We start from the raw sequence: 17,775 nt of genomic DNA on the forward strand, positions 1-17,775 counted from the left end.
CCTGATTTCACAACAACGATGGCAGAACCAAACCCAACTGGAAAAAGGAAAGGCAAGACCATGAAACTGACAGCAATCGCGCTTCCGCTCCTCGTCGCATTCACCGTTTGCTCGCCAGCAATTGCGCAGGACAACACCCGATATCCGTATCAATATCTGCGCCATGGCCAGACACTTCCGGCCGAGGCAACCCGCCCCGGCAAGGCAGCCCCTAAGGCCACGCAGAACAAGGCGGCCCCTCGTCAGGGCATCCGGGAGAAGACCGTAGAAAAGAAAATCGTCGAGCGGAAGGTCATCCGGCAGACCGTTATCCAGCAGCCTAGAGGTGAAAAGATCCGGCAGGTTGAGCGCAGGCAGCCGCAGGTGGACAACCGTCAGGACCGGATCACCCGTACCATTCGCAAGCACGGTTTCTATGACATCAGGAATTTCGTCAAGAGAGGCGATGTCGCTTCACTGACAGCCCGGAACAAGGATGGCATACTCTTCAATCTGAAGATCGACAGCCGCTCAGGGCTGATCCTGAAGAGCTGGCGGGTCAAGGAAACGCGCCCAGCGCCACGTCACACGGAAAACGGTTGGCGGCCCGGAAGCCAGCGCCCCAACGCAAATCAGTGGCGCCCAAACAATAACCGGGATTATCGCTATCCCCGTCAGGGCTACTATGAAAACCAGCGCTCGGGAGACGTTCGCTACCACGCCTATTACACCCCATACGGCTATTCTCACCGCGACAGGACGCCGTTCTGGTCCTACTGATTAAGCCCGACTTTCCCGTCTGATCGACCCCGCCCAAGGGGTCGATCACGCTGCAGAGGCTCCTTCTGTGCGCCACGATCAGGTCCATCAGTGTTAGCCGTGAAAAAACCGCGCCAACCCGATTTTCTCCTCCCATCTTGACCACATTTCGCTACACTGCTCGCAAAAGGCTTCCGGGGGCAGATATGCATCTGAATAATCTTGAAAAATTTCCAGACCTGGCGGACGGTATCTGTCACGCCATGACGTGCCGGGATAACCGTGAGGTGCGCGTTGCCCGCTGGCCCTCACTCTCGCCCACCCCCAAGGGAACGATCTGTCTGCTTCAGGGCCGCGCGGAATTCATCGAGAAATATTACGAGGTCATCCGCGAGCTGCGCCAGCGCGGCTTTGCTGTTGCCACCCTTGACTGGCGCGGTCAGGGCATGTCCGACCGGCTGCTGCCGAACCGCATGAAAGGCCACGTCCGCCGTTTCTCCGACTATGGCCGGGATCTGGATCAATTCATCAAGGAGGTGATCCTGCCGGATTGCCCGCCGCCGTGCTTTGCCCTTGCCCATTCCATGGGGGGCCTGATCCTGCTCAACAATCTGCCTCGGCTGCGCACCAAGATCGAACGCGCCTTTCTCTGTGCCCCGCTGGTCGAGATCAACACCAGCAGCCACGGCTTCATGGGGATTTCGCTGCAGCAGGCAGGTATCCGGAAAGCGTCCGGGCTTCTGCGCTATCTGGGGTTTGGCAATTGGTATGTGCCCGGTGCTCCGCGCACCCCTCTGGACCGGCAGGGCTTCTACACCAACAAGTTGACCTCCGACGGCCCGCGCTATGATCGCAACCGGCAGTTCCTGATTGACGCACCCGAACTCGGTATCGGCGGACCAACGATCCTCTGGACCCATGAGATCAGCAAGGCGCTGGATGTGCTGCAATCAAGCGACTTCCAGCCGACCATCCACACCCCGACCTTCATTCTGACCGCAGGCAATGACGCGGTTGTCAACTCCCGGGCCGCAGAACTCTTTGCCCTGACCACACGCGCCACCCATGCCGCCTCGATCACCGGCAGCAAGCATGAAATCATGATGGAACGGGAGATCATCCGCGAGCAGTTCTGGGCCGCCTTCGACAGCTTCATTCCCGGCACCAGCACCCTCAGACAGCAGAGCGCCTGAGCTGCGCGATTGCCCGCGCCGGCCATCAACCGATGACCGGGCCAAGGTGGGGACATCTTTGCAGGATCAGGCCTTGCCAGAGAGCAGCTCCAGCACGGCATCATGCAAGGCGGGATCGCCGGTGGCCACCACCTGTCCGCCGTCAAATGCCGACTTGCCCTGCCAGTTGGTGACGACGCCGCCAGCCCCTTCGATGACCGGGATCAGCGGCGCGATATCAACCGGCTTGAGACCGGCCTCGATGACCAGATCGACCATGCCGATGGCCAGCATGCAGTAGGCATAGCAGTCCACCCCATAACGCGACAGACGCACGGCCTTCTCGACCCGGCGGAAACATTTGAGTTCCTCGGCATCGAAGATATCAGGCGCCGTGGTGAACAGTGTTGCATCGCTGATCGCCTTGCAGGCCCGGCTCGATATCGCCTTCTCCCCGTCCGGCCCCTTGTAAAGGCACTGCTTGCCATCACCAAAGAACCGTTCGCCGGTGAAGGGTTGGCTCATCATCCCAAGAGTTTGCCCGCCGGAATGGCGATAGCCGATCAGGGTTCCCCAGGTTGGCAGCCCGGAGATGAAGGCGCGCGTGCCATCAATCGGATCAAGCACCCACAAGCCATCGGCATTGAGGTCTTTGGCCTCGAATTCCTCCCCCAGAATGCCATGGGAGGGGAAATGCTCCTGAATATAGGCCCGCATCTTCAGCTCGGCCTGCTTGTCGGCATCCGTTACCGGATCAAACCCCGTGGCAAGCTTGTTCTCGATCGCGATGGGCTGGCGAAACAGCGGCAACACGGTTTCCCCTGCCAGATCGGCCAGTTGATGCAGAAAATCGAAATCCGGTGCACGATCAATATTGCTCATGAAAACTCCCACCCAAACACTGGCGCCCTGCTGCAGAACCGGAGCCGGATAGCCGCCCCGAACGAGCCAGACGCGGGCCCGCCAAGGGGCCAGAAAACATCAAAAGACAACGACCCCGCCAATCCATCGGCGAGCCCTGCCAAGACCGTCAACACTCTTACAGAGTCCCGTGATGGTGGGCAATCACAGATCGGGAAAGGAGACAGAAAAGCACAGGCCGGAGTAGCTTTTACCCTAATTCCGTCCCTTCCAGACGAAATCGTCGACCCGGTATTTGGGCGCGTTGTCCGCATTGTTCAGAGGATCGTCTCCACCACCCTCTGCGGAAAAGGACAGCGAAAACACGCTCGGATTGATCAACTCGTCCGATTCCAGAGGCGGCTTACGCAGTGCATAAATGTCCCTGCGTGCACCCAACCCTTCACGCAGGGCGCTTTCGTCGGCTGAAGCCAGATTCTTGGGCAGCACATCCTCATCCACCGACTGGGACAGGACACGAATGACCAGCTTCTCCACATAGAAGGCAAGCTTGCGTCGCCCCTCCTGAGTGAAACGGATGGCATTCTTCAGGCGCAACCGCACATCCTGTCCGTTGAGGTCCGGACCACGGAAGGAGAAATTGCCGTCTTCATCGGAGAAGGCGTCCCAGACATCGATGAAATCCTCATCGCGCTCAGTCAGACGGCTGGATACCAGATCGTTGAGATAGCGCATGTCGGCGGCCAGGTCCTCGCTGCCGACCGGCGGCAACCCCACCCAGAAGACCGGCTTGTCCTGCTTGGCAAAGGCCAAACGGATGCGGTCGATCTCCCTCTGGTAGGCACGAGCCCACTCATCGGTTCGGAATTCGAGCGCCGACGCGACTTCATTGCCCTCGGCATCCTTGCGCGCGGGGATTTCCCGGCGATCATTGAGTCCCACCATGACCACGGCAAAGTTGAACGGGTGAGCAGCAAAGAACGCTTCGGCATCGCCCAGCGGATTATTCTTGGCGCGATAGATGATCCCGCTGTTGGGCTGGGAATAGATCTCGACCTTGACATCGGGTGCCTTGGAAAAGGCATCCTTCAGCCCCCAGGCGATGTCTTGCGAGAATTCATCGCCAAACACGGCGATCACCGCCGCATCGGGGTCCTTGGCAACCGTTTTTATGACCGGTGCAGCCGGAGCCTTGGGCGCCGTGGAGGCCGGGGCCTTGGGGGCCTCTTTCTGCTTCTTGGGCGTGCGCCGCTTGAACAGAAATTCAAAGAACCCCAATGCCACATCATAACGACCATCATCAGGCACCGCACGCGAGGGCGCCGTCCCGGCTCCAAGAAGGTCGCCCCCCGAAAGAGAAGGCGCAGCAAGGGAAGGACCGGAGAAGAAGGTGCTGAGGGCAAAACAGACGAGCGTCAACAGGCAGATCAGGCCTCTTGCGCGTCCGCTCGCAGTCTTTCCTCTCACTTCGTCCATCGTTTCATGCTCCTTGCCTACCCTGCATGCGGGACAGGTTCCTTTTAACGCGCCTTACGCAAGGCCTCAAGCAAATCCCCACTGGCAAACCCGTCTGGCACCAGCCCGACCTTCTTCTGCCAATGGCGGATGGCCGCCCGCGACCGCGACCCCAGTTGCCCGTCAACGCCACCTGTATCATATCCAAGCCGGTTCAGAATAGTCTGCACCTCCTCGCGTTCACTAGTTGTCAGCATCCGGTCGGACCGCGGCCATTCATGGGCGAAGCCGCCACCGCCCCTGATGCGATCGGCCAGATGCCCGATGGCCAGCGCATAGGAGGTGGCGTTGTTGTAGCGCTTGATGACGGAAAAATTCTTCAGGACGAGAAAGGCGGGCCCCCTGTAGCCAGCGGGCATGATCAGCTGGGCCTCATCATCCGGACGCGGGAAGGCACGCCCGTGAACGCGCTTGACGCCCAGTTTCCCCCAGTCGGCCAGCGTCTTGGTGGTGCTTCCGTCCGCAAGCTCGAAGGCGAAACTGCTTGGCAGCGAAACCTCATAGCCCCATGTCTTGCCGGTCTCCCAGCCAGCATCCTTGAGAAGATTGGCGCTGGAAGCCAGAGCGTCCGGGACGGAATTCCAGATGTCTCGATGACCATCGCCATCAAAATCGACGGCCTTGAGCAGGAATGTGGTCGGAATGAACTGGGTATGCCCCATGGCACCCGCCCAGGACCCGACCATCTGCGACGGCGCGATGTCGCCATTCTGCAGGATCTTAAGTGCCGCCAGCAGCTGCGTTCGCCCGAAAGACGACCGCTTCGGGTCGGCATAAGCCAGCATCGCCAGCGACTGGATCGTCGGCTTGATCAGTGCCTTGTTGCTGAAAATGGAGCCATAGGCCGTTTCCATGCCCCAGATCGCCAGCAGAACATGACGGTCGACGCCATAGGCACGCTCCAGCCTTGCCAACAGCGAGGCGTGTTGGTGCTTCATCTTCTGGCCATTCTTGATGCGGACATCGCTGACAGCGCCATCCATATAGGACCAGATCGGTTTGACGAACTCGGGCTGATTGGTGGCCCGTTTGATCACAGAGCTGTCGAACTCGACACCGGCAAACGCCGCATTGTAGGTTTTGGAGGAAATCCCCTCTGCCTGGGCAGTCGGCCAGAAGGACCGGATCCAGTTTTGGAACCCTTGGGCTGTTTGTGCGTTGGACTCAGAAGAAAGGAGTGCAAAAAGCAGAAACGCGGTGGAAATCACCCCGGCAACCGGGGTTCGCCCAATTGATCTTGTCCATTTTCGTATAGGCATTAACAAATCCTGAGAGAGAGAATACAACTTTGCAGTGAATCACATTGCCACAAGAATATGGCCAAGATAGAGAAAGGTCACCAGTCAAATAAATTTTCCCTGTTTGCATTGAAGCGGCTTTTCTGTTTTGAATAGGCACTCTCTTTTCTTGAAACGAAGCAATTTTGAATAAGTTAGGGAACAACTGCGTTTTCTTGTGAATAGCGCCATAATGTCCAGAAACATTAATGCAAAGCATTATCCGGGCTGATCTAGAATCCCGCCCGCACGTCAAACGCTCAAAGTAACTGATCGGAGCTAAAACAGATGGTAAAGCCAATCCGCAAAGCCGTATTCCCTGTAGCAGGCCTTGGAACGCGCTTCCTCCCCGCGACCAAAGCGCTACCAAAGGAAATGCTGACGATTGTTGACAGACCAGTCATTCAATATGTCGTTGATGAAGCCAAGGCAGCGGGTGTCGAGCAGTTCATTTTCGTCACAGGCCGCAACAAGGCGGTTATCGAAGATCACTTCGACGTTCAGGTCGAACTCGAGGACACGCTCAAGCAGCGTGGCAAATACGATATTCTCAAGAGCCTGCGCAAAGACCTGCCCAAGGCCGGACACACCATGTTTACCCGTCAGCAGCAGCCGTTGGGGCTGGGCCACGCCGTGCTTTGCGCCAAGGAACTGGTCGGTCGCGAACCCTTCGCGCTTCTGCTGCCGGACATGATCATGAAGTCTCCCAAGGGCTGCCTTGCCCAGATGATGGATATTTACCACAAGCGGGATGGCAACGTAGTGGCGCTCGAGGAAGTGCCCATGGAGATGACCTTCAAATACGGTGTCATTCAGCCGGGCAGGCAGTATGAGGACAGCGTCGAGATCAAGGGCATGGTCGAGAAGCCGGAACCGGGCACCGCGCCATCCAACCTCATCCTGTCGGGCCGCTACATCCTGCAGCCGGAAATCTTCGACTATCTCACCCATCAGCAGCCCGGCAGTGGCAACGAGATCCAGTTGACCGACGCCATGATCAGCCTGAACAACGACCAGGAGTTCACCGGCATGATCTATGAAGGTGAGACCTTCGACTGCGGCTCCAAATCAGGCTTCCTGATGGCCAACGTCGCCTTTGGCATGGAGCGCGACGACATCGCCCCCAACGTGGCCAGCACCATTCGCGCCATCATCGAAAAATATGATGCCCAACAGGGCCACTAGGCTTCTGACAATCCCAATAAAGAAGAAGCGGGCCGCAAGCCCGCTTTTTTCTTGGTGACCGTTATCCTTGCGTCAATGGCCACAGCTCTGGTTCGCCCGGCAGCGGCCTGTCCGCACAAAGGAATAGCAAACGGGTCTATTCGACCAGCGTGATGATATTGCCTGACGGGTCGATGAGATGCACCAGAGACCCTCCCCAGAACTGGCGTTCCGGTGGCGCAACGAAGGGAACCCCCCGCGCCTTCAGGGACTGGTACAGCGAGGGCAGGTCATCCACAGCCAGCGACAGCCCCGTGAAACGCCCGATCAGCGAAGCCTGAGGCCCGCGCGCATCTTCTTCCTCGATAATGACCAGCATCCCCGGCTCGAACCCGACCGCGCCCTGCTCGAACCGATCCCAAACCATGGGCCATTGCAGCGCGTTCGCATAAAAGTCACGCGCGACGGCTAGATCTCTGACGAAAATCCGGAATGCGGTTACATGCATTGTCTGGCCCCTATACTGGCAGTCGGAACTTATAGTTACCGACCTGAGAAATCCATAGCAGGCAAAACGGTTGTAATCAACCAAGTGCTTACTGATTTTAACGCTCCACCCCAATGCTTCAAAGCTTTGTTTTTACAAGGTCTCTTGAGCAAAGCGGGTGTATGGCCAAGGATACAACGGATTTTTGATTTGGAAGACACTACAAATGGAGAATTGGCGAGCCGATAACCAATAAAAGAAAAGGCGGCACCGAAACGGACCGCCTTTCGAATTCTGATCCCCATGATCGTGCTCAGGGTCTGATACTGCAAATCACAAAAACCGGCACAAAGCCGTCAATCCAGACGCAAACCGGTTGTCGGCCAGCGATTGACGTTGATCTTTGCTTCCTCGAGACCGATCTGTCGATAGCGCCTCTGGACCGCATTGCACTGGCCGGAAGACAGGCAAAGCATCCACGGGCCACATTCAAGAATGTCATGCACCAGTTCGTCCGAGAAGGACAGCAACCGGAACAGGCTCAGGATCTGGTCCCACTCAAGGCTCGACATCATGCGTGCCACGATCTGATGTGGAAAACCGGAAAGCTTGGCGATACCACAGACCAGATCGGCGAACTGATCATTGCAGGCAAATTGCCTCAGCACACCATTGCCCAGGAACCCCTGCTCGAACAGTTTCTCGATCTTGGTCAAAGACGGGTCGAACCGGTAGCGCGCAAGATAGGAATGGCGGGAGAGATTGTAGAAGCGCTCCTCGACCTTCGGCTCGATCTCGTCCCACAATCGATTGAGATCAACCTGACGCGACGGGAAAGCGCTGAAACTGATTGACTTGCGGGATTGATCCTTTTCAGCAATCCGGCTTGCCAGCTCATTGGCAAGAAATCTGTCATTGGCCGCCGCCTCATCCAGAGCCTGCATGCTCTCCTCGGAGAGATCGGCACCAGCATTGGCCGCCAGCTTGATCATGACGGTGCCATGGCCGGTCCGGATCAGGACATCGGTGACGACACTGCTGAGGGTCTTGCGCATGCTGATCGAAACGAGATGATCGTCGCTACGCACCTCGCTCACCTCGATCAGGTCCTTGTCAGTGAGGACCGGCGAATGGCGCAGAATCGGATCGGCAACCTTGATCGCATCGAAGGCAAATCGGCGGATGATGCTGTGCGGGGCATTCTCCAGATGGCAGATCTTCTGCGCCGCAAAGGACCGCGTTTCCTCCCCCACAAGATCGGCGAGGCGCTGCAGAACCGTATCATACGTCGCCAGTTGCTCTTCATCACAATGAGATGCTGTCAGTGAGAACAGGGACGCAACATGGCGCATCAGTTCGTCACTCTTACCATTATCGCTTTGACCGTTGAGAACTTTCCAGTCCACGAGCTCGGTTTTTACGTTGGCAGCCTGCATTTGACAAAATCCGCTCTAATCTAAGATCGACACCACTTGAGAATCTGATTTCCGATTCAAGCTACAGAGAAGCCATATACAAACACCTAAACGGAGAACGGGAATTTGAGTCTAAATCTATGAAAAGAATAATAAAATTTTATTCAAATTGCATTGATCCGGGCCGATTACATTCAAAGCTCCGAATTTAAAAGAGAAATCAACGCCTCACGAAGTTTCCGCCCCTCCGAAGCCAGCCAGCGTGCGCCTGCAAACACCCTGGAATTCGTTGGAAAATCTTGTGTGGAAGTGCGAATTTTTTCTGTTCAGCCCGCCAGCACCGAATTGAGGCCGACCGCGTTCTGTTAAGGATTCAGCAAAAAGCCCCGCGGATCACTCCACGGGGCTTTTTGTTTTTCATAACCAGAAAATACGGCTTAACGCGTAAATGGTTTGTATTTGATGCGCTTCGGATTGACCGCATCCGGCCCCAGCCGACGCACCTTGTCCTTCTCGTAATCCTCGAAGTTGCCTTCAAACCATTCCACATGGCTATCGCCTTCAAAGGCAAGGATATGCGTGGCAAGACGGTCAAGGAACATACGATCATGGCTAATGACCACTGCGCAACCGGCGAAATCTTCCAGCGCATCTTCCAGAGCCGCCAGCGTTTCGGTGTCCAGGTCGTTGGTCGGTTCATCGAGCAGCAGCACATTGGCGCCGGACTTCAGAACCTTGGCCAGATGAACACGGTTGCGCTGCCCACCAGACAGGGACCCGACCTTCTGCTGCTGATCGCCACCCTTGAAGTTGAAGGCGGAGCAGTAGGCGCGGCTGTTCATTTCTCGCTTACCAAGCTTGATGATGTCATCCCCTTCGGAGATTTCTTCCCAGACGGTCTTGTCCGGATCAAGCGCATCACGGGATTGGTCGACATAGCCCAGATGCACCGTATCACCAAGACGGATCGTGCCTTCATCCGGCGTGTCGTGCCCGGTCAGCATCTTGAACAGGGTGGTCTTGCCAACGCCGTTCGGGCCAATGATGCCGACAATGCCGCCCGGTGGCAGCTTGAAATCGAGGCCATCGATCAGCAGGCGATCGCCAAAGCCCTTCTTCAGGCCTTCGACATCAATGACCACATCACCAAGGCGCTCTCCCGGCGGAATGATGATCTGGGCAGTGCCCGGAGCGCGTTCCTCGTTACGCTTGAGCAATTCGTCATAGGCGCGGATACGGGCCTTGGACTTGGCCTGACGCGCCTTCGGGCTGGCGGCAATCCACTCCTGTTCGCGCGACAGGGCACGCTGGCGGGCAGCTTCTTCGCGCCCTTCCTGAGCCAGACGCTTGGCCTTGGCCTGCAGATAGGCCGAATAGTTGCCTTCGTAAGGAATGCCCCGACCACGGTCGAGTTCAAGAATCCAGCCCGTGACATTGTCGAGGAAGTAGCGGTCGTGGGTGATGATCAGCACGGCGCCCTTGAATTCGCGCAGATGCTTTTCAAGCCAGTTGACCGTTTCCGCATCCAGATGGTTGGTCGGTTCGTCGAGCAGCAGCAGATCAGGCTCGGCAAGCAGCAGCTTGCACAGCGCCACACGGCGCTTCTCGCCGCCGGACAACACGGAAACATCGGCATCGGACGGAGGACAGCGCAGGGCGTCCATGGCCATTTCCACCTGGGACTGAAGATCCCACAGGTTCTGGCTGTCGATGACATCCTGAAGCTTGGCGCCCTCTTCGGCGGTTTCGTCCGAATAGTTCATCATCAGTTCATTGTAGCGATCCAGAATGGCCTGCTTTTCCGCAACGCCTTCCATCACGTTGCCGAGCACGTCCTTGCTCTCGTCAAGCACCGGCTCCTGAGGCAGATAGCCGATCTTGGCGCCTTCTGCGGCCCAGGCCTCACCGGTGAATTCATTGTCAAGCCCGGCCATGATCCGCAGCACGGTTGATTTACCCGCGCCGTTCGGGCCGAGAATACCGATCTTCGCATCCGGGTAGAAAGAAAGGTGGACATTTTCCAGAACCTTCTTGCCGCCACCGTAGGTCTTGGAAAGACCATGCATGTGATAAATGAATTGTCGAGCCATATACCGCTACCGTCCGAATAGAGCGCTTCCCTCCTGCCGAAATCGGCAGGATCTGTCAGAAGCACAGTGTTCCAAAAGATCTCCAGCAGCAGCTTTCATCCTGGATCACAGGAAGAATCAGGGGAATGCTGCGGGGAAATCACGAGTTGCCCCGTTTTAAAGGCGAGCGCTCGGGGTTTCAATCCCTATTATCATGACTTTTCGCCAACAGCAGATCGATGCATGGAGCAAGCCATACCCATTCATGCACCACAAATGGGCATCACAAATGGGCACTGCAGATGGGCAGATGGGCGCAACTGCGGAAGCTGGCCGCGTTGCGGAGAGATCAGGAGTCTGGGTAGTTACAAACCCGCTTGTCGTTCATGAAGAAGCAGCCGCGGCCGCCTCCCTTGCTCATGTAGAGCTGCTTGTCAGCCTGATCGAAAGCAATCCCTGTGGTCTTGCATGAGCTGGAATGAGCCGCCCCGATCGAGCAGGAGAAGGACAGCAGTTCCTCCCCTAGATCGATCCAGGACTCCTTGATCAACATGACCAGCCGCTTGCCGACGATCTCGACCCCTGAGACCGATGCGTTGGGGAGCAGAATGAGGAACTCATCACCCCCCAATCGGCAGACGATGTCCGTTGGTCTCAGAACGGAGGACAGGGTTCGGGCAATCGCCTTGATCACCCTGTCACCGACAGTGTGTCCCCACGTGTCATTGATATTCTTGAAATTGTCGATATCGGCGAGGATCACCCCATATTGGGCCTGCTCCTCTTCAAAACGCGACTGCAATCGCTCCAGCGACAAATCGGCAAAGCGTCGGTTGCCAACACCGGAAAGCGGGTCGGTCAAGACCTCCTGCTGCAGCGTTTCGACTTCTGAAACCATGGACAGATGTTGGCTGTTGTCCTTGAAAACCTCAACGGAGCCGGTAATCTTGCCCGATTTGTCCCGGATCGGAAAAGACCGGATACTGACCGGTATCCGATGCCCTTCCTTGTGATGCATGTAGACATTGACCTCTCGGGAGATGCCATCACGCATGCAGGACGCAAGCGGGCACCCCTTGACGCACAGGCAACTGCCCTTGTCATCGACATGATTGAGGGTCTGGTCGGCGCAGCTTTTGCCCAGAACTTCCTTGGCGGAAAAACCGCTCAACCGTTCGGCGCCCTTGTTCCAATAGAGCACCCGGCGCTTGCGATTGACAAAATAGACCCCGTCGTTAAGTGCATCAAGAACCGTCTCATAGAAGGACTGATCCAGATTTTCCAGCACGTATGACACGAAGGGTTCCTTGCCAATCCAGAGATTAAGGGGCCTTGGGAAAACTTTTGATCTCGAAATTCGAGATATTCGAGCAGTATTGTTTTGAATGCTTTAAAATTCGGTAATTTTGCAGATAATTAGTCTCCAAATACTCTGAACAGGCTCACTTATCCTCGATCACCTCCACCGGAGGCAATAAAATCCCCGTGATTGAGTACAATCTGCCCGATCAACAGCATCGGCACGGCAATGAACCCGCCGGCAGCACCCCAAAGCCAGATCCAGCCCACAAGCGACAGGAAGATCAGGAACGGATTGACGGTCATGATGCGCCCCAGCACCATCGGGGTGACAAATTGCGCCTCAAGAAAATTGATGAACAGATAAACGGCTGCCGGAGCGATGATCAGGGCCAACTGGCTGTGCAGCGAAAGACCAACCGCCAGCATGATCGCCGTCATGATGGCCGGGCCGATATAGATAATGAAATTGAGCACGCCCGCCAAAAGCCCCCAAAGCATCGGCGAAGGTACACCAATCAGCCACATGGCAAGGGAAACGGCCACAGCCAGCCCCAGATTGATCATCGAGACACTCAGCATGTAGCTCGACAGCCGCTTTTCGATATCGACAATCATTCGAGCCAGTGCCTTGCGACGGGGCCCGCTATCGGCCCGCATCAGGATCGAATATTTCATCTGATGCCGGGTGGCGATGAAAAAGAACAGCCCGGCCAGAAACAGGATGATCTGGGCGGCAAGCGACGGGGCAAAAAAGGCAACCTGCTTGACCGTATCGCCATTGGCCACGTTGACGGTCATCGAGGCAGGGTCGCCCCCCGTTATCTCGCTGAACTGGCTCTGCAGGCTGGAGATGGTTTCAATCAGGCCCTTCCAGTTGGCCAGCTCGTTCTGAACCCGGGTCCAGATGACCGGCAACCGATCCATCCAGTCAGACAGCGGCACCGCAAACCCGGTGATTGCCAGCCCGATCAGCAACAACAGAAGCACAACGGCGATCATGGCAGAAACCCACGCTGGCACTCCATAAGCCTCGATGCGCTCGACCAATGGCCCGAAGACAAGTCCGACAATCATTGCCAGAACCAATGGCGCAAGGATGGACTGCGCCAGTTCCAGCACTACCACCAGAACGACAAAACCGACGAAGATGATCGCAGCATAGGCGACACGCCGCAAGCGCTCTTCGGTGGAAATCTCCGTCACTTCGGTCTGGATGGGACCGGTTCGGCTAGTCTGAAGAGGATTGGCGGACATCAATGGGCTCGCGGATAGAGGGGTGCAACTACCTCTGTTCAACGCCCGCCGGTGGGTTTTGTTCCACCAGCCACCGCCCTGAGATACTCAGAGCCGGCACCAGTCGATCTCGCCGCGCCCCTTTTCCCTCAAGAACCGGTTGGCACGGGAAAAGCATCGCGAACCGATAAAGGCATCAAAATCGGCCCCAGCCTTGCGCGCACCAAGCGGGCTCGGATGCGAGGTGCGGATGACAGCATGCCGCCCTTCATCGATATCGGCAGCCAGCTTGTGGCTGTGCTTGCCCCAGGCAAGGAACACCACCGGCGCACTCCCCCGGTTGACGCAGGCAAGGGCCGACGCCGTGAAGGCTTCCCAGCCTTGCTTGGCATGAGAGGCTGGCTCTCCCTGCCTGAGGGTCAGCGTGCTGTTGAGCATCAGAACGCCCTGCTCCGCCCAGGTCGACAGGTCGCCATGGGAGGGAGGCATCAGCCCGCAATCGTCGGCAAGCTCCTTGTAGATATTGTTGAGCGAGCGCGGCGGCTTGATCCCCTCCGGCACCGAGAATGACAGCCCCATGGCATGGGGAACCGAGCCTTCAAGCCCCGGATAGGGGTCCTGCCCGGTGATCACCACCCGAACATCCTCAAGCGGTGTTCGCCGCAGGGCATTGAGACGCAGCCCGCGCTCCGGCAGAACCTGATACTGCCGCTCTTCTTCCGCAAGCCACGCTTCCAGCCCGGCAAGTCGCTGGCGTTCTCCCGCAAGCGCGTCACGCCAGCCGCCACAGGCGTCGAGTTCTTCAAGCAACGTCATCATCACGCCCGCCCCGCCAGTGCTTGGAACGCCTCGCCGAGCGCCATATACATTTTTTCCGAACCGGACCATTGAAGGCCACAGGCCTCGTAAAAGCCCTGCGCCCCGATATTGGCCGCATCCACAGACAGACGCAGATAGCCGCAACCCTGTTCCGCACCAAGCTTTGCGACCTGCTGCAACAGCAACCGCCCGAGCTTCAACCCACGCGCCTCATCAGACACATAGAGATCCTGAACATAAAGCCCCGGCACCCCCATCCAGGAGGAGAAAATCCCGAAATAGAGGCAGAGCCCCAGCACCCTGCCGTCCTGCTCTGCCAAAACACACTGAAACGCCGGTGTCTCGCCGAACCCATGGCGGACATAGTCCTCAACGCTCGCCACATGCTTGTGAGCATCCCCCAGAAAGACCGCGAGCGCAGCAATCATGCGATGAATTTCGGGGGCATCTTCAACGCGAGCCATGCGGATATGCAAGGGCGTGGCGCCTTGCTGTGAAAGGGAGATCAAAGGGTCGTTCATGAAGGGTCCTTGGAGCCATGCCAGTTCGGGCAAGTTCGGGAGAGTGCGGTGAAACAGGGGACAGTGTCAGTCTTCTATCAGAGCCTCGCACCAGCTCACAAGCTGCCTTGTCACCCCATCCTGCGGCGGTTCCAGAAAGGTGATATGAAAATGATCCCCCAGATCGAGAATGCCAATCGACCGCGGACGCACCGCAAGCACGGTCAGGTCCGGGATCGTCTTGCCAAAGCAGAACAGCAGATTTTTCGCGTCGACCACCCCGTCGGCCACGGCTCCACCCAGTGACATGGTGTGGGCATAGTGCTCGAAGATCCCCAGATAGGCTATCGCCGGGTTGCCGTCGATATGCTGCCGCAAGGCCGCGATGATCTCGTCAACACTTCGGGCCTTCGTTCTGGTTTTGGCAATGTCCAGTTCAAGCACAGGATATTTGTCCTTGTAGATCACACGCTCCATCTCATCCCCTCACAGCCGTATAGTCATTTAGCCCAATCGGCGGAAAACAGGCCCGCCCATTCCGGTTTTCGGCAGGCTAGCGTGAGTCGCCCCAAACAATGAGATCAAAAATTTAATCAATCGATTGATTAAATTTTATGACCATGATAAAACAACCTCAACAGGAAAGGCGAGGATCCCCTCGGGCAGGCATGCACCATGGCTCAGTCGCGAGCAGACACAACCAAGGCCAATCTCATCAGGGCAGCCTTTTTTCTCTTTGCGGAAAAGGGGTTCGAAGCGACATCGACGCGCGAAATCGCACAGCACGCCAAAACCAACATCGCCTCGATCAACTATCACTTCGGCGGCAAGGCCGGGTTGCGTCTGGCCTGTGCGGAAACAATCGTTGCTCGCCTTGACCGATTGCGCGGGCACCCCGAAGCGATCAGCCTGCCGCCGACGCTGGACGCCCCCCAGACCCGGTTTGAAGCCTCGATGCTGCGTCAGGCCATTGTCGTGCTCAGCATCGAGGAAGCCGACGCCATCATGCGCTTCATGATCAGGGAGGCGCACGCGAAGGGCGAGGTGTTCGAGCATGTCTATACCCATTTCTTCAACCCCACCTTCTTGCTTTTCTATCAGCTGTTTCTGGAAGCAACCGGCCGCGAGGACAGCGACGCCGACAGGGAAGAACTGAAGGTCGCCATCTTCTCGCTGATCAGCGTCCTTGCCTATTTCAGGATCGGCGAGCCCGTCATCCTGAAACACCAGAACTGGCCTGCCTACGGGCCCGACCAAACCGGCATCATCCTGCGCGTTCTGCAAGGGAACATCCGAAGCATCATTGATAACTACAGGAGAAAAACATGAGTTTTCTCTGCTCCCTCCCCCTTGTCGGCGCTCTGCTGACCGGTTGCCTGCCCCCCTCGCCGCTCGCCACTGGCTATGTCGAAGGGGACTATGTGCAGATCGCGCCGATTGAAACGGCCCGGATCATCGACATTGCCGTCGCTCGGGGTGATCGTGTTGCCCGCGGCCAGACCGTTGCCGCGCTGGAACAGCAGGACGCCGACATAGCCGTGGCCAACGCCAGCGCAGCCCTCGCCCAGTCAAGAGCCACCCTTGCCAACCTCCAGCAAGGGGCAAGGCCGGAAAAGATCGCGGCCTTGGAAGCCTCTCTGGAAGCAGCCCGGCTGGGTGTCGAGCAGGCCGACCGCGACCTGCAGCGCCAGCGGACGCTCGTTGAGAAGGGAAGCGTTGCGCAAAGCGTCTTTGACAACGCCCAAACCGCATTCGACGTCGCCAAGGCGCAGGTCGAAGAGATCAAGGCCAATCTGGCCTATACCAGACTGCCCGCCCGCAAGGACGAGATCGCAGCGGCCGAAGCGGCCGTCGAACAGGCCCAATCGAGCCTCGAAGCTGCACGATGGAAACAGCAGCAGCGCACGCTGAAGGCACCGCAGGCCGGTGTTGTCACCGATATCATCCATGAAGTGGGTGAAATGGCAGGCCCTCAGGTGCCTGTCCTCTCGATCCTGCCTGACACCGGCATCAAGCTCCGCCTCTACATCCCCGAGGAAAGCCTTGCCAGCGTCAAGATGGGCAGTCAGCTGTCAATCAGCTGCGATTCCTGCCAACCGGGACTGACCGCCAAAGTGAGCTATATTGCCGACGGCCCGGAATTCACGCCCCCGGTGATCTATTCGCTCGAAAACCGCCAGAAGCTCGTCTACCTTATCGAGGCGCGAGCCGGTGTGACGGCGGGTCTCAAGCCCGGCCAGATCGTTTCGGCGTGGCTCGCTCCGGGCAACGGCGGAGGCAACTGATGAAGGCCATCGACGTCCGCAATCTGGTCAAGCGCTTCGGCGACAAGACGGTCGTCGATCACGTCACGCTGTCCGTCGAGGAGGGCGAGATTTCCGGCTTTCTCGGCCCCAACGGCTCGGGCAAGACCACCACCATCCGTGTCATGTGTGGTCTGCTCACTCCTGACGAAGGAGAAGGCACCGTTCTGGGCTATGACCTGCACGCCGATCAACTCAAGATCAAGCGCCAGGTCGGCTACATGACGCAGAAATTCTCCTTCTACACCGATCTGACAATCGAGGAGAATCTCTTTTTCGTCGCCCGACTGTATGGCCTGTCTCCCACCCGCAGCTATGTGCGCGACACGCTCGACAAGCTTGGCCTCACCTCCCGGCGACATCAGCTGGCGGGCTTGCTGTCCGGCGGCTGGAAACAGCGGCTGGCGCTCGCCGCCTGTATCATGCACAAGCCCAAACTGCTCCTGCTCGACGAACCCACCGCCGGGGTGGATCCGAAAGCCCGACGGGAATTCTGGGACGAAATCCACGACCTTGCCGCCGACGGCATGACCGTCATGGTCTCCACCCACTATATGGACGAGGCGGAACGCTGCCACCGCATCAACTATATCGCCTATGGCAAGCTGTTGACCTCCGGCACGGTTGAGGAAGTCGTGGCGGAAGCAGGCCTTCACACCTTCATCCTCTCCGGCAAGGGCTCCCAGTCTGCCGCACGCATGCTGGCAAACCAACAGGGGGTCGACCAGATCGCCCCCTTCGGCAACAGCCTGCATGTGGTCGGCAAGAACAAGACCCTTCTGGAACAGGCCGTCCGCAAGGCGTCGCAGGAATTCGATATCCGCTGTGAACCGGGCCAGACGACGCTTGAGGATGTCTTCATCCAGTATATGACCGGCTCCACGGACAACATGGCCGAGCCGGCCTCGGAGAGCAAATGA

17 protein-coding genes are annotated in these 17,775 nt (G+C 57.6%); 6 read left to right on the forward strand and 11 right to left on the reverse strand.

Annotated features, from left to right (window positions below):
* The first annotated feature begins 60 nt into the window (after nucleotides 1–60).
* Both DSL70_RS12290 and DSL70_RS12295 read left to right on the forward strand, forming a co-directional pair.
* Nucleotides 61–759 (forward strand): hypothetical protein, encoded by a 699-nt coding sequence (locus DSL70_RS12290; protein ID WP_119308208.1) that lies wholly within the window; start codon nucleotides 61–63, stop codon nucleotides 757–759.
* A gap of 185 nt (nucleotides 760–944) precedes the next feature.
* Nucleotides 945–1,931 carry an alpha/beta fold hydrolase gene (locus DSL70_RS12295; protein ID WP_119308209.1) on the forward strand — a complete coding sequence of 329 codons (987 nt, stop codon included), beginning with the start codon at nucleotides 945–947 and terminating at the stop codon, nucleotides 1,929–1,931.
* A 66-nt stretch (nucleotides 1,932–1,997) separates the two neighbouring features.
* On the opposite strand, the gene hisN is transcribed toward DSL70_RS12295, so the two are convergent.
* From hisN to DSL70_RS12310, 3 genes are all read right to left on the reverse strand, one after another.
* Complete coding sequence (gene hisN, locus DSL70_RS12300) at nucleotides 1,998–2,792, reverse strand: histidinol-phosphatase (protein WP_119308210.1); 795 nt, start codon at nucleotides 2,790–2,792, stop codon at nucleotides 1,998–2,000.
* A 234-nt stretch (nucleotides 2,793–3,026) separates the two neighbouring features.
* Nucleotides 3,027–4,247, reverse strand: a complete 1,221-nt coding sequence (locus DSL70_RS12305) for an SGNH/GDSL hydrolase family protein (RefSeq protein WP_119308211.1) — start codon at nucleotides 4,245–4,247, stop codon at nucleotides 3,027–3,029.
* A 44-nt stretch (nucleotides 4,248–4,291) separates the two neighbouring features.
* Nucleotides 4,292–5,545: a lytic murein transglycosylase gene (locus DSL70_RS12310; RefSeq protein WP_119308212.1), complete on the reverse strand. Its 1,254-nt coding sequence runs from the start codon at nucleotides 5,543–5,545 to the stop codon at nucleotides 4,292–4,294.
* Between the two features lie 306 nt (nucleotides 5,546–5,851).
* Here DSL70_RS12310 and galU point away from each other — a divergent pair, with 306 nt between their 5' ends.
* The gene (gene galU / locus DSL70_RS12315) at nucleotides 5,852–6,748 is read left to right on the forward strand and encodes a UTP--glucose-1-phosphate uridylyltransferase GalU (RefSeq protein WP_119308213.1); all 897 of its coding nucleotides are present in this window, start codon (nucleotides 5,852–5,854) and stop codon (nucleotides 6,746–6,748) included.
* A gap of 136 nt (nucleotides 6,749–6,884) precedes the next feature.
* Here the strand turns inward: galU and DSL70_RS12320 are convergent, their stop codons facing one another.
* From DSL70_RS12320 to DSL70_RS12355, 8 genes are all read right to left on the reverse strand, one after another.
* On the reverse strand, nucleotides 6,885–7,235 hold the full coding sequence (locus tag DSL70_RS12320; protein ID WP_119308214.1) for a VOC family protein: 351 nt from the start codon (nucleotides 7,233–7,235) through the stop codon (nucleotides 6,885–6,887).
* A 335-nt stretch (nucleotides 7,236–7,570) separates the two neighbouring features.
* Nucleotides 7,571–8,650: a DUF2336 domain-containing protein gene (locus tag DSL70_RS12325; RefSeq protein ID WP_119308215.1), complete on the reverse strand. Its 1,080-nt coding sequence runs from the start codon at nucleotides 8,648–8,650 to the stop codon at nucleotides 7,571–7,573.
* Between the two features lie 416 nt (nucleotides 8,651–9,066).
* Complete coding sequence (ettA, locus tag DSL70_RS12330; RefSeq protein ID WP_119308216.1) at nucleotides 9,067–10,719, reverse strand: energy-dependent translational throttle protein EttA; 1,653 nt, start codon at nucleotides 10,717–10,719, stop codon at nucleotides 9,067–9,069.
* Between the two features lie 328 nt (nucleotides 10,720–11,047).
* Nucleotides 11,048–11,995 carry a sensor domain-containing diguanylate cyclase gene (locus tag DSL70_RS12335; RefSeq protein WP_205563243.1) on the reverse strand — a complete coding sequence of 316 codons (948 nt, stop codon included), beginning with the start codon at nucleotides 11,993–11,995 and terminating at the stop codon, nucleotides 11,048–11,050.
* A 149-nt stretch (nucleotides 11,996–12,144) separates the two neighbouring features.
* Nucleotides 12,145–13,254: an AI-2E family transporter gene (locus DSL70_RS12340; protein WP_119308217.1), complete on the reverse strand. Its 1,110-nt coding sequence runs from the start codon at nucleotides 13,252–13,254 to the stop codon at nucleotides 12,145–12,147.
* 87 nt (nucleotides 13,255–13,341) lie between these two features.
* Nucleotides 13,342–14,052 carry a uracil-DNA glycosylase gene (gene ung, locus DSL70_RS12345; RefSeq protein WP_119308218.1) on the reverse strand — a complete coding sequence of 237 codons (711 nt, stop codon included), beginning with the start codon at nucleotides 14,050–14,052 and terminating at the stop codon, nucleotides 13,342–13,344.
* Nucleotides 14,052–14,573, reverse strand: a complete 522-nt coding sequence (locus DSL70_RS12350; protein ID WP_245418198.1) for a GNAT family N-acetyltransferase — start codon at nucleotides 14,571–14,573, stop codon at nucleotides 14,052–14,054. The genes ung and DSL70_RS12350 overlap by 1 nt, the downstream gene beginning before the upstream one ends.
* 66 nt (nucleotides 14,574–14,639) lie before the next feature.
* Nucleotides 14,640–15,029: a DUF6858 family protein gene (locus DSL70_RS12355; RefSeq protein ID WP_119308219.1), complete on the reverse strand. Its 390-nt coding sequence runs from the start codon at nucleotides 15,027–15,029 to the stop codon at nucleotides 14,640–14,642.
* A 198-nt stretch (nucleotides 15,030–15,227) separates the two neighbouring features.
* Here DSL70_RS12355 and DSL70_RS12360 point away from each other — a divergent pair, with 198 nt between their 5' ends.
* From DSL70_RS12360 to DSL70_RS12370, 3 genes are read left to right on the forward strand one after another with little or no spacing between them, the layout of a single operon-like run.
* Nucleotides 15,228–15,881, forward strand: coding sequence for a CerR family C-terminal domain-containing protein (locus DSL70_RS12360; protein ID WP_119308220.1), 654 nt, complete (start codon nucleotides 15,228–15,230; stop codon nucleotides 15,879–15,881).
* Entirely contained in the window at nucleotides 15,878–16,837 is a 960-nt protein-coding gene (locus DSL70_RS12365) for an HlyD family secretion protein (RefSeq protein WP_119308221.1), read from the forward strand. The genes DSL70_RS12360 and DSL70_RS12365 overlap by 4 nt, the downstream gene beginning before the upstream one ends.
* On the forward strand, nucleotides 16,837–17,775 hold the full coding sequence (locus DSL70_RS12370) for an ABC transporter ATP-binding protein (protein ID WP_119308222.1): 939 nt from the start codon (nucleotides 16,837–16,839) through the stop codon (nucleotides 17,773–17,775). The genes DSL70_RS12365 and DSL70_RS12370 overlap by 1 nt, the downstream gene beginning before the upstream one ends.

It is taken from the genome of Cohaesibacter haloalkalitolerans (assembly GCF_003574655.1).
Lineage (GTDB): Bacteria > Pseudomonadota > Alphaproteobacteria > Rhizobiales > Cohaesibacteraceae > Cohaesibacter > Cohaesibacter haloalkalitolerans.